The sequence below is a fragment of the Flavobacterium acetivorans genome (genome assembly GCF_020911885.1).
GTDB classification, from domain to species: domain Bacteria; phylum Bacteroidota; class Bacteroidia; order Flavobacteriales; family Flavobacteriaceae; genus Flavobacterium; species Flavobacterium acetivorans.
Window position 1 is genome coordinate 1,210,595 of the sequence record NZ_CP087132.1, and the last position, 23,499, is coordinate 1,234,093.

Annotated in this window: 18 protein-coding genes and 2 tRNA genes; 15 read left to right on the top strand and 5 right to left on the bottom strand. The window is 36.8% G+C overall.

Annotated elements, in window-relative coordinates; translation table 11 throughout:
• Positions 1-149: 149 nt before the first annotated feature.
• From dnaE to LNP19_RS05445, 7 genes are all read left to right on the top strand, one after another.
• Positions 150-4,685: a DNA polymerase III subunit alpha gene (gene dnaE, locus LNP19_RS05415; RefSeq protein ID WP_230063778.1), complete on the top strand. Its 4,536-nt coding sequence runs from the start codon at positions 150-152 to the stop codon at positions 4,683-4,685.
• Between the two features lie 174 nt (positions 4,686-4,859).
• The gene (locus LNP19_RS05420; RefSeq protein ID WP_230063779.1) at positions 4,860-5,771 is read left to right on the top strand and encodes an outer membrane beta-barrel protein; all 912 of its coding nucleotides are present in this window, start codon (positions 4,860-4,862) and stop codon (positions 5,769-5,771) included.
• Positions 5,772-5,986: 215 nt separating this feature from the next.
• The gene (gene trxA, locus LNP19_RS05425) at positions 5,987-6,304 is read left to right on the top strand and encodes a thioredoxin (protein WP_073244015.1); all 318 of its coding nucleotides are present in this window, start codon (positions 5,987-5,989) and stop codon (positions 6,302-6,304) included.
• A gap of 180 nt (positions 6,305-6,484) precedes the next feature.
• Positions 6,485-9,055, top strand: coding sequence for a M1 family metallopeptidase (locus LNP19_RS05430; RefSeq protein ID WP_230063780.1), 2,571 nt, complete (start codon positions 6,485-6,487; stop codon positions 9,053-9,055).
• Complete coding sequence (locus LNP19_RS05435; RefSeq protein ID WP_230063781.1) at positions 9,052-9,978, top strand: DUF58 domain-containing protein; 927 nt, start codon at positions 9,052-9,054, stop codon at positions 9,976-9,978. Before LNP19_RS05430 ends, LNP19_RS05435 begins: the two co-directional genes overlap by 4 nt.
• An 86-nt stretch (positions 9,979-10,064) precedes the next feature.
• Positions 10,065-10,138, top strand: a tRNA-Asp gene (locus LNP19_RS05440).
• A 261-nt stretch (positions 10,139-10,399) separates the two neighbouring features.
• Positions 10,400-10,473, top strand: a tRNA-Asp gene (locus tag LNP19_RS05445).
• An 82-nt stretch (positions 10,474-10,555) separates the two neighbouring features.
• On the opposite strand, the gene LNP19_RS05450 is transcribed toward LNP19_RS05445, so the two are convergent.
• The gene (locus LNP19_RS05450; RefSeq protein ID WP_230063782.1) at positions 10,556-11,056 is read right to left on the bottom strand and encodes a DUF456 domain-containing protein; all 501 of its coding nucleotides are present in this window, start codon (positions 11,054-11,056) and stop codon (positions 10,556-10,558) included.
• Between the two features lie 115 nt (positions 11,057-11,171).
• Here LNP19_RS05450 and LNP19_RS05455 point away from each other — a divergent pair, with 115 nt between their 5' ends.
• Entirely contained in the window at positions 11,172-11,648 is a 477-nt protein-coding gene (locus LNP19_RS05455; protein ID WP_230063783.1) for a hypothetical protein, read from the top strand.
• 109 nt (positions 11,649-11,757) lie between these two features.
• On the opposite strand, the gene LNP19_RS05460 is transcribed toward LNP19_RS05455, so the two are convergent.
• Together LNP19_RS05460 and LNP19_RS05465 are read right to left on the bottom strand one after the other, a co-directional pair.
• Positions 11,758-12,852, bottom strand: coding sequence for a glycosyltransferase family 2 protein (locus LNP19_RS05460; RefSeq protein WP_230063784.1), 1,095 nt, complete (start codon positions 12,850-12,852; stop codon positions 11,758-11,760).
• The gene (locus tag LNP19_RS05465) at positions 12,852-13,796 is read right to left on the bottom strand and encodes a flippase-like domain-containing protein (protein ID WP_230063785.1); all 945 of its coding nucleotides are present in this window, start codon (positions 13,794-13,796) and stop codon (positions 12,852-12,854) included. Before LNP19_RS05465 ends, LNP19_RS05460 begins: the two co-directional genes overlap by 1 nt.
• 54 nt (positions 13,797-13,850) lie before the next feature.
• Here LNP19_RS05465 and ruvC point away from each other — a divergent pair, with 54 nt between their 5' ends.
• The 7 genes from ruvC (at position 13,851) to LNP19_RS05500 (ending at position 20,491) form a co-directional block, all read left to right on the top strand.
• Positions 13,851-14,405: a crossover junction endodeoxyribonuclease RuvC gene (ruvC, locus tag LNP19_RS05470; protein WP_230063786.1), complete on the top strand. Its 555-nt coding sequence runs from the start codon at positions 13,851-13,853 to the stop codon at positions 14,403-14,405.
• 66 nt (positions 14,406-14,471) lie between these two features.
• Positions 14,472-15,629, top strand: coding sequence for a radical SAM family heme chaperone HemW (hemW, locus tag LNP19_RS05475; RefSeq protein WP_230063787.1), 1,158 nt, complete (start codon positions 14,472-14,474; stop codon positions 15,627-15,629).
• A gap of 38 nt (positions 15,630-15,667) precedes the next feature.
• On the top strand, positions 15,668-15,952 hold the full coding sequence (locus LNP19_RS05480) for a GIY-YIG nuclease family protein (RefSeq protein ID WP_230063788.1): 285 nt from the start codon (positions 15,668-15,670) through the stop codon (positions 15,950-15,952).
• Positions 15,953-15,992: 40 nt separating this feature from the next.
• A complete protein-coding gene (locus LNP19_RS05485) occupies positions 15,993-16,754 on the top strand; it encodes a cyclase family protein (RefSeq protein ID WP_230063789.1) in 762 nt (253 codons plus the stop codon).
• Between the two features lie 45 nt (positions 16,755-16,799).
• A complete protein-coding gene (locus LNP19_RS05490; RefSeq protein ID WP_230063790.1) occupies positions 16,800-17,165 on the top strand; it encodes an MmcQ/YjbR family DNA-binding protein in 366 nt (121 codons plus the stop codon).
• A 74-nt stretch (positions 17,166-17,239) separates the two neighbouring features.
• Positions 17,240-17,950, top strand: coding sequence for a PH domain-containing protein (locus LNP19_RS05495; protein WP_230063791.1), 711 nt, complete (start codon positions 17,240-17,242; stop codon positions 17,948-17,950).
• Between the two features lie 240 nt (positions 17,951-18,190).
• Positions 18,191-20,491, top strand: a complete 2,301-nt coding sequence (locus LNP19_RS05500; protein ID WP_230063792.1) for an aminotransferase class III-fold pyridoxal phosphate-dependent enzyme — start codon at positions 18,191-18,193, stop codon at positions 20,489-20,491.
• Positions 20,492-20,614: 123 nt separating this feature from the next.
• On the opposite strand, the gene LNP19_RS05505 is transcribed toward LNP19_RS05500, so the two are convergent.
• On the bottom strand, positions 20,615-21,715 hold the full coding sequence (locus LNP19_RS05505; protein ID WP_230063793.1) for a DUF4407 domain-containing protein: 1,101 nt from the start codon (positions 21,713-21,715) through the stop codon (positions 20,615-20,617).
• A gap of 152 nt (positions 21,716-21,867) precedes the next feature.
• Positions 21,868-23,469 (bottom strand): phosphoenolpyruvate carboxykinase (ATP), encoded by a 1,602-nt coding sequence (pckA, locus tag LNP19_RS05510; protein WP_230063794.1) that lies wholly within the window; start codon positions 23,467-23,469, stop codon positions 21,868-21,870.
• Between the last annotated feature and the right edge of the window lie 30 nt (positions 23,470-23,499).

Below are 23,499 nucleotides of genomic sequence, written 5' to 3' on the forward strand. Positions count from 1 at the left end.
ATTTGGTTGTGGGAATTTTAAAGAAACAATGATGGGATCTTTGGATGTTCTTTTGTTGATAACTTGCCTTAGTTCTTACTTGAAAAAAAACTAAATTTGAAATTCAATTTTTGTAATTTTTTGAAATTACAATCATCTCATTTGCAATTATGTACTTAATATTCGATACCGAAACTACAGGATTACCTAAGCGTTGGGACGCCCCCATAACCGATACGAACAACTGGCCGCGATGTATTCAAATCGCTTGGCAGTTGCATGATGACATGGGGAAACTCATCGAACATCAGGATTATTTGGTGAGGCCAGACGGCTTTAATATTCCCTATGATGCCGAACGAATTCACGGTATTTCTACTGAATTGGCCGAAGCCGAAGGTATTTCGTTGGCGGAAGTTTTGGAGAAATTCAATGTTGCACTAGGCAAAGCCAAATTTATTGTAGGTCAGAATTTAGGTTTTGATGTCAATATTATGGGTTGTGAATTTTACCGTTTTGGGGTCGAAAGTCCAATGGCTAATATTCCGGTTCTCGATACCTGTACCGAAGTTACGGCTTCTTTATTGCAATTGCCGGGTGGTCGTGGAGGAAGGTTTAAGCTACCTACCTTGACTGAATTACATAGTTTTCTTTTTAATAAGCCGTTTGCTGAGGCGCACAATGCCACTGCCGATGTGGAGGCAACTACGCGTTGTTTTTTAGAATTAATTAGAAGAGAAAATTTTACCAAAGAACAGCTGGATGTTCCGGCGAGTTATTTTCAGGATTTCCAAGCTAAGAATCCAAGAGAAATTCAACTTATTGGATTAAAACATATCAATTTAAAGGCAGCTTCGGATAAGATTCGTCAGCAGCTTCAAGAGGTTGGACAGGATCTTTCGCAAACGATTATTTCGGATGCAGATAAAAAAGATTTTTCGGCGGCCAAGTTTGCTCATTTGCACAATCATACTCAATTTTCGGTTTTGCAATCGACTATTGGAATGGGGCCTTTGGTTTCCGTAACTGCTAAGTATGGTTTTCCGGCTGTAGCTATGACCGATACCGGTAATATGATGGGAGCTTTCCATTTTGTGAGTGCGATAATGAACCATAACAAAGGAGCTTCTGCCAAAAATAAATCTTTGGTAGAAAATGGAGAAGAACCAACAGAAACCGAAATCAAACCCATTGTAGGTTGCGAGTTTAATATTTGCGAGAATCATTTGGATAAAACCAAAAAAGACAATGGATATCAAGTTGTTTTATTAGCCAAAAACAAAAAAGGCTATCATAATTTAGCCAAAATGGCTTCGATAGCTTTTACAGATGGGTTTTACTATGTACCGCGTATTGACCGAAAGATTGTAGAAAAATACAAGGAAGATGTCATGGTGTTGTCCGGGAATTTATACGGAGAGATTCCGAGTAAAATTCTAAACATTGGTGAAAACCAAGCCGAAGAAGCCTTGCTTTGGTGGAAGGAACAATTTGGAGCTGATTTTTATATCGAAATCATGCGTCATAATCAAGAGGATGAAAACAGGGTGAATAAAACCCTGATTGAATTTTCAAAAAAACACGATGTAAAATTAATCGCTACTAACAATACCTATTATGTAAATAAAGAAGATGCGAATGCGCATGATATTTTATTGTGTGTAAAAGATGGGGAGAAGCAAGCAACGCCAATAGGTCGAGGCCGAGGCTATCGTTATGGCTTACCCAATCAGGAATATTATTACAAGTCGGGAGAAGAGATGAAAAAACTCTTTGCTGATTTGCCTGAAGCCATTATTAATATTCAGGAGATTGTAGACAAGGTCGAAATTTACTCGCTTTACAGGGATGTATTGCTGCCTAAATACGATATTCCAGTAGAATTTGTAGTTGCTGAAGATGAAGCGGATGGAGGAGTAAGAGGGGAGAATAAATATTTGCGTCACCTAACTATGGTAGGGGCGGAAAAAAGATATGGTGAAATTACACCCTCTATTCAGGAACGATTGGATTTTGAGTTATTGACTATTTCCAATTCCGGATATCCGGGTTATTTCTTGATTGTGCAGGATTTTATCGCCAAAGCACGGGAAATGGATGTTTCTGTAGGGCCGGGTCGTGGTTCGGCAGCGGGTTCGGCGGTGGCGTATTGTCTTGGAATTACCAATATTGACCCGATTAAGTACGACTTGCTTTTTGAGCGTTTCCTGAATCCTGATCGTGTGTCCATGCCCGATATCGATATTGACTTTGATGATGAAGGTCGTGGTCGTGTAATGGATTATGTAATCAAAAAATACGGAGCCAATCAGGTGGCTCAGATTATCACCTATGGTAAAATGGCAACCAAATCAGCGATTCGTGATACGGCTCGGGTGCTTGATTTGCCTTTGTTTGAAGCCGACAGGATTGCAAAACTGATTCCGGCTATGATGCCTTCTAAATGGAATTTGGCGCGTTTTATTTCAGAAAAAGAAGAAGATGTTAAAAAAGCCTTGCGTTCGGACGAATTTGAGAATGTAAAAGAGCTGATTGCCATTGCCAATGAAGATAGTTTGGCAGGAGAAACTATTCAACAGGCGAAAATTTTGGAAGGCTCGATGCGAAACACGGGTATTCACGCCTGTGGGGTGATTATCACGCCATCGGATATCACTAATTTCGTTCCGGTAACCACGGCCAAAGATTCGGATTTATATGTGACCCAATTTGATAACTCGGTTGCTGAAAGTGCCGGACTATTAAAAATGGACTTCTTGGGTTTGAAGACCCTAACTTTGATAAAAGACACTGTAAAACTAGTAAAATACAGAACCGGAATTCAATTGGATCCGGACACTTTCCCGATTGACGATGTCAAAACCTATGAGTTGTTCCAAAGAGGGGAAACGGTGGGGATATTCCAATACGAGTCACCCGGAATGCAGAAATACATGAAGGACCTGAAACCAACGGTTTTTGGGGATTTGATTGCGATGAATGCCTTGTATCGTCCGGGACCTTTGGAATATATTCCTTCTTTTGTTCGAAGAAAAAATGGAGAGGAACCTATTGTTTATGATTTAGATGCCTGCGAAGAATACCTTGGTGAAACCTATGGAATTACGGTCTATCAGGAGCAGGTGATGCTTTTGTCTCAGTCCTTGGCCGATTTTACCAAAGGTGAGGCTGACGTTTTGCGTAAAGCCATGGGTAAAAAGCAAAAAGACGTTTTGGATAAAATGAAACCAAAGTTTGTAGAACAAGCCGCTGCCAAAGGTCATGATGCTAAAGTATTAGAGAAAATATGGAAAGACTGGGAAGCTTTTGCGAGTTATGCCTTTAATAAATCGCACTCTACTTGTTATGCTTGGATTGCTTATCAAACGGCCTATCTAAAAGCGCATTATCCGGCAGAATATATGGCTGCGGTACTTTCGAATAATATGAGTGACATCAAGCAGGTGTCGTTCTTTATGGAAGAATGTAAGCGTATGGGGCTGCAGGTTTTAGGGCCTGATGTCAATGAGTCTTTTCATAAATTTACCGTAAATGATGATTATGCGGTGCGTTTTGGGATGGGGGCTATTAAAGGTGTGGGTTCTGGAGCCGTGGCAACTATCGTAGAGAATAGAAAAGACGGGAAATACAAGTCTATTTTTGATTTGACCAAGCGTATCGATTTGCGTGCCGCCAATAAAAAAGCATTAGAAAATCTGGCTTTGGCCGGAGGATTCGATTCTTTTTTGGGAACCACTCGGGCACAGTATTTTCATGATGACGGTGACGGAATTACTTTTTATGAAAAGGCGATTCGTTACGGTGCTAAATTTCAGGAAAACGAGAATTCGTCACAGGTGAGTTTGTTTGGAGAAGCCAGCGATGTGCAAATTGCGGAACCTGTTGTACCGCCTTGCGAGGATTGGAGTACGATGGAAAAATTGGCCAAAGAAAAAGAAGTTGTTGGGATTTATATTTCGGGACATCCGTTGGATGATTACAAATTTGAAATGAAATATTTTTGTAACGCTAAGTTAGAAGCTCTTAAAAGTCTGGATTTGTACGTAGGGAAAAGTCTGTCGTTTGGCGGAATAATCAATAACGTTCAGCATCGCGTGGCCAAAAATGGAAAAGGCTGGGGGATTTTTACCTTAGAAGGCTATGATGAAAGTTATGAATTTAAAATTTTTGGTGAAGAATATCTAAAGTTCAGGCATTTTTTTATTCAAAATAACTTTACCTACATAAAGGTATTGGTCAAAGAAGGCTGGGTTAATCAGGATACAGGGAAACGCAGTGAACCCAGAATACAGTTCACTTTAGTGCAGTATTTACAGGATGTCTTGGATGATTTTGCCAAAAAGTTGATTTTGCTGTTGAATATAAAAGATTTACAGGCGGAATTTATTCATAAACTAAGCCGACTTTTTCAGGAGAATAAAGGAGACAATCAAGTTACTTTTGAAATCATGGAGCTGGAGAAAGTCAGGAAGATTGTGCAGGCAGATCCGGTAGTTTCTGAAAACGACGAAGATGCTTTTGTTGAAGAAATCGATGATGTCGAAACTTCAGAATCCGATTCTTCAAACACAGTTGGAGTTACCGAGATAGAAGAGATCAATGTAGTGACGAAGTTGTCGATGCCAAGTAGAAAATTAAAAATTAAAATCTCAAACGAATTGCTTTTTGAATTAGAAAAAATGCAGATTAATTTTAAATTGAATTAATTCTGGAGCTTATGGATTCTTTATTTTAATTAAAATGGGTTAATTTTTTTTTGTAAAAGCCTGATGTTTATATGCGTGCATATAATTTTGATTTTAAGCTCGTATTTATTTTAAAAATGGCTAAGAGCTGTTGTCTAAATTATTTATGTTTGTTGTAAAACAAAAAAAAATATTATGAAAAAAAACCTATTTTTATTAGGATTTATGGCTTGCTCTTTGACTATGATGGGGCAAACTGACAAAAAAGAAAGCTGGTATTTTAAATTGGGTGGATCTTATTTTACTCAAACAGCGGCTACTGAATTTCCAACTGTGGGAGGGAATGCAGCATTGAACAAAGTTTATGTAGGAGGAAAATTAACTTCTGAAGAAAGTGTTACAGGGTCTTTTGGTGAAGGTTTTAGAACTGGAATTACAGCAGGATATAGATTCAATACCCGTTTAGGTGTTGAGATGGGGGTTAATTATTATTCTAGTAATGATAAAACAATGGCCCAAACAACCACTGATAATATTTTTATTTCCGGTGGAAAGCCTGTGTATAATTTCAAGTCTGTCGGTCAAATTACAGCTTTTGATTTAGCTCCAGCCTTAGTGTTGTTTTTAGGAGAACACAAAGGTTTTGAACCTTATACAAAAGTAGGTGTTTTAGTACCTGTTCACGGTGATTTAGAAATCACTACAGATGCTGTGGCTCCAACAGGTGTGGCTAGTCCGGCGACGATGACTGTTCATAGTGTTGATAAGGTAAAACCTAATCCAACAGTAGGATTTATGTCAGCTTTAGGAACTTCATATAGATTAGGGAAGAAAATCTCTGCTTTTGCAGAATTAGAGTACCGTAACTTTACCGTGCATGGAAAAAGCAAGGAAACTACTGAGTTTACTGTAAACGGTACAAATGCATTAGCAGGTAGAACTCAAGCACAGATTCATACAAACTATGTAGATCGTTTGGATGTAAATTCAAATAACGCTGCTACAAATCCAAATGGATTGGATAGTAGTAAACCAATGGACGAATTGAGTTCTTATGTTGGGATTAGTGGTCTAGGTTTGACAGTAGGTTTGAAATACAGTCTGTAATACTACAGTTTTTTTAAAAAAAAATATAGTTTGTAAAAAGGTTGTCAGTTTTGGCAACCTTTTTTGTTTAAAAGACATTTTGATAGCTATTGACAATGTATTTATAGTCAAAACTAATTTGTGAATAGTGTTTGATTTGTTTTTAATTTCTAAATTTGTATCCAAGTTTTGAATTCGATCAAGGCTTTTTTAAACTTTAAACAAAAACAAATAATATGGCATTAGCAATAACAGATGCTACTTTTGAAGAAGTAGTTTTGAAATCAGACAAACCGGTAATGGTAGATTTTTGGGCAGCATGGTGTGGACCTTGTAGAATGGTTGGTCCAATCATTGACGAATTGAGTACTGAATACGACGGAAAAGTAGTAATTGGGAAAGTAGATGTTGATGCAAACCAAGAATTTGCTGCAAAATACGGAGTGAGAAACATACCTACGGTATTGGTTTTTCATAACGGAGAAGTTGTAGGGAAACAAGTAGGAGTAGCTCCAAAACAAACCTATGCAGATAGTTTAGACGCTTTGTTGTAATCTGTAGATTATGATTTATATAGAAAGGTTTGGCGAAAGTCAAGCCTTTTCTTATTTTTAGCCCACATTAATCTTTGTTATAATGAAATCGCCACTGACAACAAGTTTGTTGCAAACAAACGTCAATAGATAAAAGGCGATACCATATAGGACAGCTAAAAAAAAACAAATTTCACATATATGAAAATCAGTTCCTGTTTGTTGTGTTTTGCTTTAGTGATTTTTTCTTGCCAATCGGTTAAGAGATCTGCTTTGCTGTTGGAAAATGGAATTGCTAAAGAGCTAGCTGTTTTTCGAAAAAATCAAGTTTCGGAAGTATCTTATGGATTGTCATTTGCTATTCCGGAAAAAAAAGAAAGTCCTATTTTATCGGAGCTTATTTTGAAAGTTAAACTTAATGATGTAAGCGAGCCTTTATATTTGGATTTTAATGAAAAGAAGCAAAATCTAAAAAACCTAATTGTCAATGGTAGAGAGATTGCTATTTTGCACGAGAAAGAGCATCTGATTATACCCAAAGAATACTTAATTAAAGGACAAAATATTGTTGAAATTGATTTTGTCGCGGGGGATTTATCATTGAACAGGAACGACGATTTTTTATATACTTTGTTGGTTCCGGATAGAGCCAGTACTTTGTTCCCTTGTTTTGATCAACCGGATATTAAAGCCACTTATACACTTTCTATAACGGCGCCTAAGGATTGGTCGGTTTTGGCAGGAGCTCCACTTAGTCAAAAAACGGAAAAAGGAGAATTTAATGAATACCAGTTTGAAAAATCCGATTTGATGAGTACCTATTTGTTCTCTTTTGTAGCGGGTAAATTTAAAAGTGTTTCTCAGAATATTGATAACTTTCCTATGACGCTTTTGTATCGGGAGAATAATCCCGAAAAACTGGAAGAGAGCATGGAGCCTATTTTTAGTTTGCACCGTCAGTCCATTTCTTTTTTAGAAAAATATACCCAATATCCTTTTCCGTTTAAGAAAATGGACTTTGCTACAATTCCGGTATTTCAATATGGAGGAATGGAACATGTAGGGGCTATTCAGTATAGGGAGTCAACCTTGTTTTTGGATAATGCTGCAACCAATAGCGAAAAGCTGAATCGAGGAAAATTGATTGCCCACGAAACCGCGCACATGTGGTTTGGTGATTTAGTGACCATGAAATGGTTTAACGATGTTTGGATGAAAGAAGTGTTTGCTAATTTTATGGCCGACAAAATAATGAATCCGGCTTTTCCTGGTATCAATCATGATTTGCAGTTTCTCACGGCTCATTATCCCAGTGCTTATGGAGAAGACCGCACCAAAGGAACGCATCCTATTCGTCAAAATTTAGCTAATCTTAAAGATGCGGGTTCTCTTTATGGAAGTATCATTTACAACAAAGCACCTATTATGATGCGGCAGTTAGAAGCAACTATGGGAGTAGAGGCGTTTCAAAGAGGGATTCAGAAATACATCCATAAATATGCAAATGCGAATGCGGATTGGGAAAACCTAGTTGCTATTTTCGATAAGGAAACTCCTGTAGATATAAAAAAATGGAGTGATGTATGGGTGAATCAATCCGGCAGAGCGTTGTTTACGGATCAAATTGCATATGATGGAGCAGGTGCAATAAAAAGTTTTGTAATACGACAACAGGCCGAGGATTCTTCTTTGAGTGTATGGCCCCAAATTTTCGAAATTGGTTTAGTTTATCCTGATGAAACTAAGTTGATTAAAATAGATATGAATGGTCGATTTACGGAAGTGAAAGAAGCGACAGGTTTACCAAAGCCAATTTCGATTATTTATAATTACAATGGATACGGATATGGAGTATTTCCAATAGATATCGATAATTTAGATAAAATCCTCGAAATAAAGGACGAAGTCGCGCGTGCTTACAGCTATATGAATCTCTATGAGAATACGCTGATAGGTAAAATTGCACCTATAAAGGCTTTTGAGAGTTGTTTAAAAGGAATTGTTCAGGAGGAGAATGAGTTAGTTGTAAAGCTTTTGTCTGGTCAATTGAATGCTTTGTTTTGGAAATTTCTAACCGAAAAACAACAGCTTGGCATTCAGAAACAGCAGGAAACAATGTTGTATAAAAGGTTGCAGGAAGATTTACCTGCTAATGTTAAGAAGAACCTGTTTGCTTTGTTTGCGGATATTGCTTATTCTGAAACAGCAATGGAAAAATTATATCAGGTTTGGAATAAGGAGGTTGTGATTGCCAATTTGAAATTGAATGAAGATGACTATGCAAATATGGCGATGAATTTGGCTATTTATAAGCATAAAAAATCAGCTGAAATACTTAAAAAAACCAGAGATTTAATCAGTAATTCAGATAAACAAAAGCGATTTGATTTTTTGCGTCCTTCCTTGTCAGAGGATGAGTTGGTGAGAGATGCTTTTATGGAATCGTTAAAACAGGAAAAGAATAGGGAAAAAGAGTCATGGGTACAGCTGGCTTTGGCTAATATTCATCATCCGTTGCGTCAGCAAAGGTCTAAGAAGTATTTAAGAGAATGCCTGGATTTGATTGAAGAGGTTCAGCTCACGGGAGATATTTTCTTTCCAAAAGGATGGCTTGTTAATAGTGTTGGCAAGTATTCGTCTTCAGATGCTTTTGAGATTGTTAATGATTTTTTAAAAGAAAATCCTAAATTTAGTCCAATTTTAAAGAGAAAATTATTGCAGGCTACGGATGATTTATCGCGCGCTCAGGAAATAAAAAAAGAAGCAGAATGAAAATTGAATCGCAAATAGAAAGAATTTCCAGTTTTCAACATCTTGAATTGCTGGCCAATCAAGTAGTGGAAGGCTTTATATCGGGAATGCATAAGAGTCCTTTTCATGGTTTTTCGGCTGAATTTGCGGAGCATAAAGTGTATAATATGGGCGAAAGCACTCGGTATATCGATTGGAAGCTGTTTGCCAAAACGGACCGTCTATATACCAAGCGCTTCGAGGAAGAAACGAATTTGCGTTGTCATATCATTATAGATAATTCGTCATCAATGCATTATCCTAAATTAAAAGGTGCGCAAAATTTTTTTGAAAACAAGATCGGTTTTTCGGTTTTGGCTTCGGCGGTTGTAATGAATCTTTTAAAGAAGCAACGAGACGCCATAGGCTTGAGTGTCTTTTCGGATAGCTATGAGTACTACGCGCCTGAAAAGGGCAGTGATCGTCATCATAGAATGGTTCTGAATGCGCTCGAAAATCTTTTGGAAAAGCCAGCAGCCCGAAAAAAAACCGATACGATTGCCTTTTTGCATCAAATTGCCGAAAAGATGCATCGCCGCTCGATGATTATTCTGTTTACTGATATGTTTCAATCCGAGAACGAAGCGGATTTGTTTAATGCCTTGCAACATTTGAAGAGGAATAAGCATAAAGTAGTTCTTTTTCATGTTGTGGATCATAAAACGGAGCTTAATTTTGATTTTGATAATGCTCCTCGAAAGTTTATTGATGTGGAAACGGGAGAGGAAATTTCTGTTTTTGCCGATAATGTGAAGTTGGAATATGAAAAACAAACCCAATTATACTTTAAAAGACTTGCGTTAAGCTGTGCTCAAAATAGAATTAAGTATGTTCCGGTGAGTGTTGGAGAAAATTTTGAAAAAATAATTTTAACATATTTGGCTGAAAAACAAAACTTTGGATAAATGGAAAAGATTTAATGAAATATTTTCTGTGAAAAGGCTTGTGTGAACGAAAATCTATTGTATCTTTGCCACCGCAATAAAGCAGAGGTTTGGTAGTTCAGTTGGTTAGAATACATGCCTGTCACGCATGGGGTCGCGGGTTCGAGTCCCGTCCAGACCGCTAATATTGGGGAAGCCTTTCGTAATCGAAAGGCTTTTTTTGCCCCTATAAAGTATCTAAAGCTAGTTGTGTTGTTTGGTTAGCCTTTGTAAGCTAACCCGGTTTAGTAGTTAGACCAATGAAAAGCTTTTCGCCTCGGCGAACGGCTTTTTTGATTTTAAACAAGCTAGATTTACGCAGTAAAATTTTAAGGTAAATTTTTTTAGTTTTTTCGTGTTTAAACGAAAATCTATTGTATCTTTGCCACCGCAATAAAGCAGAGGTTTGGTAGTTCAGTTGGTTAGAATACATGCCTGTCACGCATGGGGTCGCGGGTTCGAGTCCCGTCCAGACCGCTAATATTGGGGAAAGCCTTTCGTAACTGAAAGGCTTTTTTTATTATCTGTAGGTTTAAGAATGATTATAATCCTAAAATCTTTAAAACAAACTGGCTCTGTACTGCCATACAATAGCGATAAATAATCCCATAAAAAGTACAGCTACTAAAAACTGCATAAAAGTAGAGGCAAGGAATCCTATTAACGAGCCTGTCGCTGCTTTCAATGCCCGATTGTGATTTTTAGAATCGTAGACGAGCTCACCGATCAAAGCTCCAACAAAAGCTCCAATTATGAAACCGAAAGGAATAGGAGAAAAAAGACCAATAAGCAAGCCGATATTTGTTCCCCAAATACCATAGGAACTGCCTCCAAAATACTTTGTCCCTTTGGCTGGAATCAGGTAGTCTAAAACGGTGATGATGATGGTTAACAATAAGCTGATACCTAAAATCCAATAATTAGTTGGGACGGCATTGGTAAGGTATAAGAGTAGCAAGCCAACCCAGCTAATGCTCGGGCCAGGCAAAACAGGGATAAAACTGCCTAATAGACCTATAAGCATACATGCTATACCAAGAATTAAGAACAATGTATCCATAAATTATTTTTTAGTAATTTTGAAAAATAAAAATAACCATTATTTGCTTTATAAAGCGTTACCCAAATAATAATTGTATTTTTATAACATATTAGTCCAATTCAAAAACAAAACATTGAAGCACTATTACTTTTTTTTAGTATTCTTACTTTTTACTTCCTGCCAATATTTCGAAAAGCAAGTGCCTTCGGAAAAGGAATTGTTGCAAAAGGAACTGAAAGCCATCAATTGGAAAGAAGTAGACGAATATCCATCATTTAAAGATTGTGATAAACTAGGCAATAAGAGTCAGCGTCAGCAATGTTTTTTTGAGTATTTAGCCCAGTTAATCCAAGAAAAGCTCAGTATTGACACCCTTTCGATTCTTTATCCTGAACTCGATACCATAGAAGTCAAGGTGACGATTTTTCCAAATGCAAAGATGAAATTTGAACCTCAGTTTCCCAAAGATTCGGTGGCTTATGATACCATAAAAATAGACAGCATCTTGAATGCCAGACTGGTCGATTTTCCAAAAGTTAATCCCGCCATCAAACGCGGAATTCCAGTTAAAACCCAATTTATTCTTCCCGTAATTATTAAAGTAGAGTAGTTTTTTTGGAGCTTTTTCCAGCTGTTCGCTCTATCTTTTTCTTTTTAAAGAAAAAAGAAAAAGGATGCCGCTTCCATCTGGGCTAAGGCATTCTTTGTTACCACAACATTTATTTAAACCGCCGGCCTTTCCATTCGTACTTTCCAAATAGCGAATAGAGAGCAACCCCAACGCTAAAAAAAGGATAAATCAAATTGCCCAGAACAAGATAATGACTTTTATTTCCTAAAAAAGCATTTGTTTTTTGGATTAATAGAGTGTCAACTATAAACTTGATAATTAGGAAAAGGACCATATTCTCAATCGGAATTAATCTAAAAATCCCCAAGCCCAAACTGAAAATCCAACCCAGATTTGCAACAAAAACAAGGATGGCTACAAACTGCCCGAAATTACTTTGGTAAGCGGCTGTTTTAGAAGCCCAACGGACTCTTTGATCAAACAAAGATTTCCAATCCGGCAATGGACTTGTCGTGACAATTGTGTTTTTGGATTTCAAATAATGCACTTTTTCAGGATATTTTGCCATAGCCTTTTGCAACAGGAAAACATCGTCGCCGCTGGCAATTTTGTTGTTTCCGTCAAAACCATTGAGTTTTTTGAATAAAGATTTGGTGTAAGCCAAATTAGCGCCATTGCACATAAATCCTTTATCAATGCCAAAACTACCCATCGTAGCACCTTGTAAACTGGCTAAGTCTAATTGTTGAAATTGCTGCAAAAAAGTAGTATCACAATTATAAGTCACGGCTCCGGCAATCATAGAAACCTTGTTGTGCTGGATGTAATTGTCTAAGGTTAAAAGCCAGTTTTCAGGAACAATACAATCGGCATCAGTGGTGATAATCCAATCGGTTTTGACAAAGGGAATGGCTGTTGTTATCGCATCTTTCTTGGGTGAATTTGAAACCCGGTTGTTTTTAATAATTTGTATACTGAATACTGAATGTTGCGTACTGAACTCTTCCTCCGATTCATCGTCAACCAAAATCACTTCAAACAAATCCATTGGGTAGTTCAGTTTTGAAAAACTTTCCAAAAGCAAGGGTAAATTATCTGCTTCGTTTCGAAAAGGAACTATAATAGCAAATGCTGTTTTTGGCTTTAAGTCAATAGAATAGTAAGTTTTTACTTTTGTAAAACCATAAATCAAAAGTAATATAGTGGCGAAATAAAGGTGTAATATGACAAATAGAAAAAGCATTAGGCGTTTTCTTTCGTTTTAAAATTCAATACATAATAACTGCCAATAATAACTGGTAAAACTACATTGAGAAACCACATCAGGGTCGAAATGAAAATAACAATCCATTCATTTACGCCCAAAATCCCAAAGAAATAAACCGCCACACTTCCTTTGACGGCAAAGTCCAGAAACTGAAATGTAGGTAATGAAGAAGCTAGGAAATACACACTAGAAATGGTAGCGATCAGTATTAAATAAGGTAAATTGACATCAAAAGCTAAAAACAAAAAGTAATATTGATGAGAGAAAACCAGATAGCGACAAATTCCAAGAAGAATGTTGCGTTGGTGAATGGTTTTTGGGATTTCGTTAATTTTATGAATTAGTTTTTCAATGGAATAACCTTTGATTGTTAGTTTTTTTATCGAAAAAAGCAGGATGAAAAGAGCAACTAAAATTCCAAAAAGAATCAAAACCGTTCTTGGAGTGATGACATTGAAAAGGGAATTGAAATACAATAAGCCAAAAATTCCAAAAAGGATAGTCAAAACCATTTGGATGCCGTTGCAAATTAAGTTCAAGAAAACCACTTTTTTAGCATCAGATTTACTGAAAAACAACGCTTTTCCTGCATATTCCCCCACGCCGTTTGGAGTGAATAATCCTGCGGTTAAAGCTGCCAAAACCTGTTTTGTTGATTCGGCCAAGGATATTTTGTGAATGTGTTGGGCTAAATTTTGCCATTTCAAGATTTCGAAGTAACGATTCAAAACACTCAATAATAAAATAAAACAGATTCCTGAAACGGACTGGTTTTTTTGGAATAAAACAATAAACTTCTCCCAGTCGAGTTTGTCGTTGTGGGCCAGTTGATCGTAAATGAAATAGAATGCACCGCCCACAATCAAAAGTTTGATTATAAGAACGAGGAATTGTTTAGCTTTGTGGGATATTGAAATCATGGGTGCAAAGAAACAAAACTTTAAACTTTGAACTTTAAACTTTAAACAAATCTTTTGGCAAACGAACGCATCATATTAGGAATTGACCCAGGGACAACAATAATGGGTTTTGGGTTGATAAAAATTGTCAACAAGAAAATGGAATTCTTGCAGCTCAACGAACTGCAATTGTCTAAATACGACAACCATTATCAAAAGTTGAAAATTATTTTTGAACGTACGATTGAGTTAATTGATACCCATAATCCGGACGAAATTGCCATTGAAGCGCCTTTCTTTGGAAAAAACGTACAATCGATGTTGAAGTTAGGACGTGCGCAAGGAGTCGCCATGGCGGCGGGACTTTCGAGAGATATTCCTATCACGGAATATGAACCCAAGAAAATTAAAATGGCAATCACCGGTAACGGAAATGCCAGTAAAGAACAAGTGGCCAAAATGCTACAACAGCTTTTGGGATTGAAAGAATTACCTAAAAACCTCGATTCAACTGATGGATTGGCGGCTGCGGTTTGTCACTTTTTCAACTCAGGAAAAGTAATCGGAACAAAAAGCTATACCGGCTGGGATGCTTTTGTACAACAAAATCAAGAACGAATTAAAAAATAGGATTCAGTATTCGGTGTTCAGCTAGCAGTTCTGATCACTAATTACTGATTACAGAACACTAAAAAAATGTCCGGAATCTACATTCATATCCCATTTTGCAAGCAGGCTTGTAACTATTGCGACTTTCATTTTTCGACCTCAATGAAGAAGAAAGATGAAATGGTTTTGGCTTTGGCCAAGGAAATTCAAATGCGCAAAAATGAATCTGAAAATGAAGTGGTCGAAACGATTTACTTTGGTGGAGGAACTCCCTCGGTATTGTCTTCGGAGCAAATTAATTTTTTGATTGCTGAGATTTACAATAATTACAAAGTGATTGATAATCCTGAAATTACTTTGGAAGCCAATCCGGATGATTTGTCTGAAGAACGAATAATTGAATTGTCTAAAAGTCCAATCAACCGATTGAGCATCGGAATCCAATCGTTTTTTGAAGATGATTTGAAGATGATGAATCGGGCACATGATGCGAAAGAAGCCAAAAAATGCCTTGAAATAGCGACAAAATATTTCGATAATATTTCATTGGACTTAATCTATGGCGTTCCTGACTCGAGCCAAAATGGCGAACAGGCGCAGCAAATGAGCAACGAAAAATGGAAACAAAATATTGAAACCGCTTTGAGTTTTGGAATCCCGCATATTTCCAGTTATGCGTTGACGGTAGAACCTAAGACAGCTTTGAATAAATTAATTCAAACCGGAAAAATAGCCGAGCCCAAAGACGAAGTGGCTTCAGCACATTTTATGATTCTCGTTGAAACGCTTGAAGCCAATGGTTTTATTCATTATGAATTATCGAATTTTGGAAAAGAAAATTATTTTTCAAAAAACAATTCGGCTTATTGGTTAGGAAAAAAATATATTGGAATAGGTCCTTCGGCGCACAGTTATGATGGGATTTCCAGAAGTTGGAATATTGCCAATAATCCGTTGTATTTGAAATCGATTCAAGAAAACCAATTGCCTAAAGAAACCGAAGTTTTAAGTGTAGCCGACCGCTATAACGAATATATTATGACAGGTTTGCGAACGATTTGGGGCGTTTCATTGGATCGAATTCAATCGGAATTTGGGCAAATTTATTTCGATTATTTACTAAAGCAGGCACAGAAGTTCTTAGCGGATGAGTTGCTTTTTATTGAAAATAACATTTTGAAACCAACTTCAAAAGGAAAGTTTCTGACAGATGGAATTGCATCGGACTTATTTTATTTATCCTGAATTTATTTCAGGATCTGTTTAATTTTACAACAGAGATTATGAAAAAAGGGTTTGTTTATATTTTAACAAATAAAAATCATACTGTTTTATATGTGGGAGCAACTAAAGACTTAAAAAGAAGAATTGATACTCATATTAATGGAAGAGGTGCAGCTTTTACTAAAAAGTATAATGCTACAATATTGGTTTATTTTGAAGGATTTGAAGATTATTCGGACGCTTTTAAAAGAGAAAAACAATTGAAAAATTGGCACAAGGATTGGAAACTGAATTTAATAAAATTAGTAAATCCTGAGTTAAAAGATTTATATTTGAGTTTGTAAATGTATCTCACAATGAGATGCTGAAATAAATTCAGCATAAATGATAGCAACAATAAATAACTTTCAAATAGATCTTTCAAAACCAATCGATATTTCGATTCCTTTATCAAATACGGATGCTAATCCGATTGCTTGGTATATTGAGCAACCGGAGATAAAACCGGTAGTTTTTGGGGATTGGATTGGGAAAGTATCCGAAGGGAGCTCGACTAATTTCAATAACATCCTTTTCAATCCGCACGGTCATGGTACACATACCGAATGTCTGGGACATATTACTCGAGAATTTTACAGCATTAATCAATGTTTAAGAGAGTTTTTCTTTATGGCAGAATTGGTTTCGGTACAGCCTGAAGTTCAAGGAGAAGATTTGGTGATTACAAAAGATGAGATTGAGAAAGCCTTGAATGGAAAAAGCCGCCAAGCAATTATTATCAGAACATTGCCAAATTCTGCCGAAAAACGCACTAAGAAATATTCGAATACGAATCCGCCTTATCTGGAGGAAGCGGCTGCGGTTTTCATTCGCGAAAGCGGAATAAAACATTTGTTGATTGATTTGCCAAGTGTGGATAAGGAACAGGATGAAGGGAAATTAGTGGCGCACAAAGCATTTTGGAATGTAAAAGATGTCCATCATTTGAATGCCGATGCTCGAATGGATTGTACGATTACCGAAATGATTTTTGTTGCTGATGAAGTGCCAGATGGGAGCTATCTGCTGAATTTACAAATAGCCTCTTTCGAAAATGATGCGAGTCCAAGTAAACCGCTATTATATGCTACTTTAGAGGATAATTAATTAAATTTATAATTCAACATTTATAATTTAAAATAGTTTTTTAAAATGAATCTAGAAACCTATTATGAATATTGCCTTTTTAAAAAAGCAGTGACGGAACATTTCCCTTTTGATGAAGATACTTTGGTGTTTAAAGTGGGCGGAAAAATGTTTGCCCTATCTTCTTTGGAGAGATGGGAAAAAGGCGAAGCATCTGTCAATTTAAAATGTGATCCAGACCGAGCCCAGGAATTGCGGGCTCTGTATGATGAAATTCAACCGGGTTTTCATATGAGTAAACTGCATTGGAATACGATAAGCTTGAATACAGCTGTTCCGGATGCACTGGTTAAGGAATTGATTGACCATTCCTATGATTTGGTTTTCAAAAGTTTAACGAAGAAAATTCAGAATGAAATTGCAGAATTATAGAATTTAGGTATTACTTTTGCTATGCCTTTTTAAGCTAAAAAATAAATAGATACCGAAATAAATTCAGCATAAAAATGAAAGAACAAATCAAGAAATTCCTAAACGAGGAACAAGACCCAAAAGCCATTGAGAAAATCACTTCAAAGCTGGATGATTTATTGATGAAAAATGAAGAAATAGGTTATATAGCAGTTCAAAAAAAACCGGCAATTACCGTTTTACCGGATAGCATTGTGATGACAAACAAAAGGATTATCATTTGTCAGCCAAAAAATCTGGGACTTTCGATGAATTTTATTGATTATACCTGGGATGAAATAGAAGGCACTTTTGTTAAAGAAAATATATTAGGATCTGAGTTTTCGTTTTCGACCAAAACGAATATGGAAGTTTCTATTGATTATATTCCTAAAATTCAAGCCAGAAAGATATTTACCTATGCCAAAGAGCAATTGGATATTTTAAAAAGCGGAGCTGTTTCGAATGCAACGATTCTTGAGGAAATTGCAGTGGGTACAACCGATGAATTTGAGGCAGTTGAAGAAATGGAAACAGAAGAAGTGACAAGCTTTGCCGAGATAATGACAGTAAGCCCGCCGGATTTCAGTGCCGAAAACCTAAAGAATTACACCCAACAAGAAACTTCAAAAGAACAATTACTTGGTGAATTGTCTCAGGACGAGCTTTTTGAAAAATTACAGAATTATAAAAAACTACTCGATAACGGATTGATTTTACAGGGAGAATATGATGCTTACAAAAAAGAAATTTTGGGCTACATGTAAGCAATCGAATGCGAATTTTAAAAGAGGCTGTCTGTTTAAGGCAGCTTTTTTTTAGGAGTTCAATTTTCGGTATTGCAGTGGTAAAATGCTTTGATCGGTAAGAATTTAATACTATTAAAAGTTTTTTAATTTTTTTTTTAAAAGACTGGATTTAATTAGGCGCTTATTTTTATTGACAATAAACGCTGTAATAAAAATCCAATATCTTTACTCTAACATTTAAAATAATTAACCACCAATATGAAATTTACAGAATCTTTTATAACTAATCTCATTCAAGAACAATATAAACTGGATGTGAGTTGCAAAATATTGAACGGATATGACGAACTTAATTTTTTACTGACAGACTCTTTTGATAAAAAATATATTTTTAAAATTGCCACCGAAGAACACAATCCGTACTTTTTGGATGCGCAGGTACAAATGCTTAAGTTGCTTTCTAAAAGTAAATTGGCAGAAAAATTCCAACATTATATCGCTATCGTAAGCAAGGAAGACATCGGACAGATGACCATTGAGGGAACCAAATACTATTACAGATTGCTTTCTTTTTTGGAAGGAGATTTTTGGGTAAACCAAAAAGAAAAATCGCCTGTCTTAGCCCGAAATTTGGGACAGTTTTTAGGTGAAATGGATTCCCTTCTGAAAGATTTCAAACATGCTGCGGCAAACCGCTATTACGAATGGGACATCAAAAACACCTTAGACGCAAGGAAAAATTTACATTGCATCAAATCACATGAAAACAGACGTTTAGTGGATTATTTTTTGTTGCAATTTGAAACCGAAGTTACACCAAATATTTCGTCGCTCCGAACCGCAACTATCCACAACGACGCCAACGATTACAATGTGTTGGTAAATGGAGATGCCGTTAGCGGTTTGATCGATTTTGGCGATATGGTCCATACTTCACTGATAAATAATTTAGCTATTGCCTGTACTTATGCAATGCTGGACAGCGAAAAACCACTTGAAGTTGCTGCCGAAATCGCAAAAGGCTATCATGAGAAAATGCCTTTAACTGAGCAGGAACTTTCTTTGTTGTATTACCTTATTGGCGGCAGACTTTGTATTAGTTTGTGCCAATCGGCCTACAATTATTCGAAAGACAGTACAAACGAGCATCATTTTCTCACCGAAAAACCGGCCTTGAAATTACTGCAGCAACTTATCCGAATCAATCCTTTAAAAGCGCATAACGAATTTAGGCTCGCTTGCGGATTCTCGTCTTTGATAAATCCAAATGACAAACACGAAGCAATCCTGAAAGAAAGGCAACACTATATTGGCAAAAACCTAAGCATCAGCTACGCCCAAAAAGTAAAAATAGACAAAGGAGCGCTTCAATATCTTTATGATGACCAAGGAAATACGTTCCTTGATTGTGTGAACAACGTGAGTCATGTGGGTCATTGCCATCCTGCGGTGGTAAAAGCAATGCAAAAACAGATTGCCACATTAAATACCAATACGCGTTATCTAAATGACAAAATCATCGAATACGCCAAGAAATTGACCGCTACACTTCCTAAAGAATTAACCGTTTGTTATTTTACCAATTCCGGAAGTGAAGCTAATGATCTCGCCATTCGAATGAGTCGTCATTTCACCAAACAAAAAGACGTGATTGTATTGGATCATGCTTATCATGGTACCTCGACTACCGCAATTGAAATGAGTCCGTATAAATTTGACGGCAAAGGCGGTTTTGGAAAAATGCCTTACATACACAAAGCGCAAAATCCGGATATGTACCGAGGTGAATTTAAATACGGCGACGGCGAAGCCGGGGAAAAATACGCGAAAGATGTTTCCCGCATCATTGCATCCTTGGAAACGGATTCCAAAAAACCGGCCGCGTTTATCTGCGAAACTTTATTGGGAGTGGGAGGCCAAATCGCCTTGCCGCCTAATTATCTGAAAGAGGTTTATGCCAAGGTAAGAAAGGCGGGTGGGATTTGCATTGCCGATGAGGTTCAGGTGGGATTTGGTCGCGTGGGAACGAAATTCTGGGGATTTGAGTTACAAGAAGTAGTTCCAGATATCGTGGTATTGGGAAAACCGATAGGAAACGGACATCCGTTGGCAGCGGTGGTCACCACCCAAGAAATTGCCGATGCTTTCAATAACGGCATGGAATATTTCAATACTTTTGGAGGAAATCCGGTATCAATGGCAACTGGATTGGCGGTTTTGAATGTAATTGAAGAAGAAGAACTACAAAAAAATGCGCTTGAAGTTGGAAATTATTTGCTGCAGAGATTAGCCGAATTAAAACCGAAATACGACATCATTGGCGACGTCCGTGGCAACGGATTGTTCGTCGGCGTGGAACTGGTAAGAGATAGAATCACACTCGAGCCCGCCGTTCCAGAAATTGATCTTATTGTCGAGAAAATGAAAGACCGTGGCTTCTTTATCAGTACTGACGGGCCTTTGTATAATGTTTTAAAAATAAAACCACCGATTATTTTCAGTAAAGAAAATGCGGATGAATTTGTGGATAATCTGGATGCCGTTTTTGCTGGTTTTTAAATGATTGTCACCAAGTGCTCCTTACATACTGCTCTGAAATTTTTGAAAGTCGTTCAACATTTTCAGTAGATGAGCTGATTTGAGAAAAAAAAAGAGGCTGTCTTTATTGGGACAGCCTCTTTTTTATAAAGTTTTCTTTTGTTTTTCAACAAAATTGTGAGCTTGTAATTCCAAAAGCTCGGTCGCCTTTTGCCGTTGTAAATCATATAATTTTTTATCCTCGGCGATATCGGCATATACTTTATCGTGCATGGCCGCACTGGTTTTTACCAAAAGTTCTCTTTGGTACTTGTCTTGGTTTAACGTTGCTTTCAAAGCGGTTTCCAAGTCTTCTAGTTTAAAGTCGTATTCCCCTTTTGGAGAAAGTAATTTGGCGATAATCGGCGAGGTTTCTATGGCCAAAAATAATAGCATGATAAAGAATGAAGGCAGCCAAGGCAACTTATTCAAAGCATTTATTCGAGCCATTAAACCATCAAAACCATCAATTATCGGCTGTGTTTCGCTTACTTTTTTGTCCAAATCAGCTTGAAGTAATTTTGTTTTGCCTTCTTTCTCGGCAATTTTTGCTAAGTTGTTTTTTCGAATGCTGTCCAATTGGGCCGAAGCCAGATTGTGTTTGGCTATTTTTTCTTTAAAAACAGGTCCTTTGCCTAATTTCATGGTGCCTTTTGTTCCTTCGGCTTCGGTGATGTAGGTTTCATACAAGGTATTTACTTCCTTTTCTTTCTTAATGATGTCTGATTTTAGGCTGTCGATTTCGGCTTTGTTTTTGTCTAAATCCGATTTGAAATAATTAGCGACTTCTTTTTTGTTATTCAAAGCCATTGCATTTTTTTCTTTCAATAAAACGGTATTGATTTCTTTTTCAAAAATCTTAATTTCAAGTGGTTTCGAAATTACGATTGCAATAATAACCGCCAGAATAATTCGGGGTGTTGCCTGAAGAAATTCACTTCCAAATTTATCTCTTTTTCGAATGGTAGAAACAATAAAACGATCCAAATTGAAAATAAGCAGACCCCAAACGAGTCCAAAAAGTAGGGCGGGATAAACACTGTCAAAAACAGTAAAAAGGGCGTAAGCACTGGCTATAAATGCCATCACTGCTGTGAAAAAAACGGTAGCACCAATACCAATGTATTTGGTTTGTTCACCTTCGGAGCAGCCTTCGAGCAGCTCTTTGTCAGCCCCTGAACAGAGGATAAAAAAATGTTTTAACATGATTGATTTTTTGATTGATTGATGATGCAAATTTAACGCCAAAAAATGAATATTGTTGTAAAACACTGATTTGTTTTTGATTGTAGTATTGTTGAATGCAAAAAGAGCTGTCCTTTTGGGACAGCTCTTTTAATTATTGAATTATAATTAACTTATGCTTTAGGAGCGCCTGCCATAATTTCGGCATTGGCAAACTCTTCGAATTTAGCGAAATTGCTTTTAAATTTTTGACCTAATTCGATCGCTTTTTGGTCGTATAAATCCTTGTCTTCCCAAGTATTTCTAGGGTTTAATATTTCGCTAGGAACATCAGGGCAAGATAGTGGAATTGCGATTCCAAAAACAGCGTGGTCTTTATATTCTACTGCGTCTAATTCTCCGTTTAAAGCGGCAGTAATCATGGCGCGAGTATATTTTAGTTTCATTCGGCTTCCTGTTCCATAAGGTCCACCTGTCCATCCAGTGTTGATTAACCAAACTTTTACATTAGCGTCTTTAGTTTTCTTACTCAACATTTCGGCATATCTTGTAGGATGTAAGGGCATAAATGGAGCACCAAAACAAGCTGAAAAATTAGGTTGAGGTTCAGTAACACCAGCTTCTGTTCCTGCAACTTTTGCAGTATAACCTGAAATAAAGTGATAAGCGGCTTGACCTGGTGTAAGTCTTGAGATTGGAGGCAAAATCCCGTAAGCATCGGCCGTTAAGAAGAAAATATTTTTAGGGTTTTTTCCAATTGAGCCCGGTTGAATATTGTTAATATGTTCTATAGGGTAACTTACACGGGTATTTTGAGTTATGGAAATATCGCTATAATCCACTTCATTTGTTCCTTTTTTGAAAACTACGTTTTCTAAAATAGCCCCTTTTTTAATGGCTCTGAAAATATCCGGTTCGTTTTCTTCCGAAAGGTTGATCACTTTTGCGTAGCATCCTCCTTCAAAATTGAAAACGGTATTTTCATTAGTCCAACCATGTTCGTCATCACCAATCAATTTTCGGTTTGGATCAGCAGAAAGGGTTGTTTTTCCTGTTCCTGATAATCCGAAGAAAATAGCAGTATCTTCTTCATTTCCTACATTGGCACTGCAATGCATGGGTAAGGTGTTTTTGTCAACTGGAAGTATGAAATTTAATGCTGAGAAAATTCCTTTTTTCATTTCTCCGGTATAACCTGTTCCGCCAATCAATGCAATTTTTCGGGTAAAATCCAAGATGGCAAAATTGCTTTGACGTGTTCCATCAACTGCAGGATCTGCTAGAAAACTAGGAACACACATTATTGTCCAATCCGATTTAAAATTAGCTATTTCTTCTGATGTAGGTCTTAAAAACATATTGTAGCAAAATAAATTTGCCCAAGCCGTTTCAGTAACCACGCGCACATTCAATCTGTAATTTGGATCTGCACATACATAAGAATCTCTTACAAAGATTTCTTTATTAGATAAATAGGCAGTAACCTTGTTGTATAAGGCATCAAAAGCCTTCGATTCGAAAGGGATATTTACATTTCCCCACCAAACTTGGTTTTCAGTGATGCTGTCCTTTACAATGAATCGGTCTTGCGGGGAACGTCCTGTGAATTCTCCCGTATTAATAGCTAAAGCTCCTGTTGAGGTTTCAATTCCTTGGCCTGAGGCTATAGTAATGTCGTGTAATTCGTTGGCTGATAATTGATAATGAATCTTTGCGTTTTCAATTCCTAAGTGCTCAAGCGAAATCGATTGCGTAAACGGTGTGTTATTATCCATAAAATTAATTATTGTGTTGTTTAATTTAAC

Coding starts and splice junctions, on each gene's coding strand:
- LNP19_RS05500 (WP_230063792.1), top strand. CDS start 18,191: ATGAAATTTACAGAATCTTTTATAACTAATCTCATTCAAGAACAATAT.
- LNP19_RS05465 (WP_230063785.1), bottom strand. CDS start 13,796: ATGATTTCAATATCCCACAAAGCTAAACAATTCCTCGTTCTTATAATC.
- LNP19_RS05490 (WP_230063790.1), top strand. CDS start 16,800: ATGAATCTAGAAACCTATTATGAATATTGCCTTTTTAAAAAAGCAGTG.
- trxA (WP_073244015.1), top strand. CDS start 5,987: ATGGCATTAGCAATAACAGATGCTACTTTTGAAGAAGTAGTTTTGAAA.
- LNP19_RS05435 (WP_230063781.1), top strand. CDS start 9,052: ATGAAAATTGAATCGCAAATAGAAAGAATTTCCAGTTTTCAACATCTT.
- hemW (WP_230063787.1), top strand. CDS start 14,472: ATGTCCGGAATCTACATTCATATCCCATTTTGCAAGCAGGCTTGTAAC.
- LNP19_RS05485 (WP_230063789.1), top strand. CDS start 15,993: ATGATAGCAACAATAAATAACTTTCAAATAGATCTTTCAAAACCAATC.
- LNP19_RS05430 (WP_230063780.1), top strand. CDS start 6,485: ATGAAAATCAGTTCCTGTTTGTTGTGTTTTGCTTTAGTGATTTTTTCT.
- LNP19_RS05505 (WP_230063793.1), bottom strand. CDS start 21,715: ATGTTAAAACATTTTTTTATCCTCTGTTCAGGGGCTGACAAAGAGCTG.
- pckA (WP_230063794.1), bottom strand. CDS start 23,469: ATGGATAATAACACACCGTTTACGCAATCGATTTCGCTTGAGCACTTA.
- LNP19_RS05450 (WP_230063782.1), bottom strand. CDS start 11,056: ATGGATACATTGTTCTTAATTCTTGGTATAGCATGTATGCTTATAGGT.
- LNP19_RS05480 (WP_230063788.1), top strand. CDS start 15,668: ATGAAAAAAGGGTTTGTTTATATTTTAACAAATAAAAATCATACTGTT.
- LNP19_RS05495 (WP_230063791.1), top strand. CDS start 17,240: ATGAAAGAACAAATCAAGAAATTCCTAAACGAGGAACAAGACCCAAAA.
- dnaE (WP_230063778.1), top strand. CDS start 150: ATGTACTTAATATTCGATACCGAAACTACAGGATTACCTAAGCGTTGG.
- LNP19_RS05420 (WP_230063779.1), top strand. CDS start 4,860: ATGAAAAAAAACCTATTTTTATTAGGATTTATGGCTTGCTCTTTGACT.
- LNP19_RS05460 (WP_230063784.1), bottom strand. CDS start 12,852: ATGCTTTTTCTATTTGTCATATTACACCTTTATTTCGCCACTATATTA.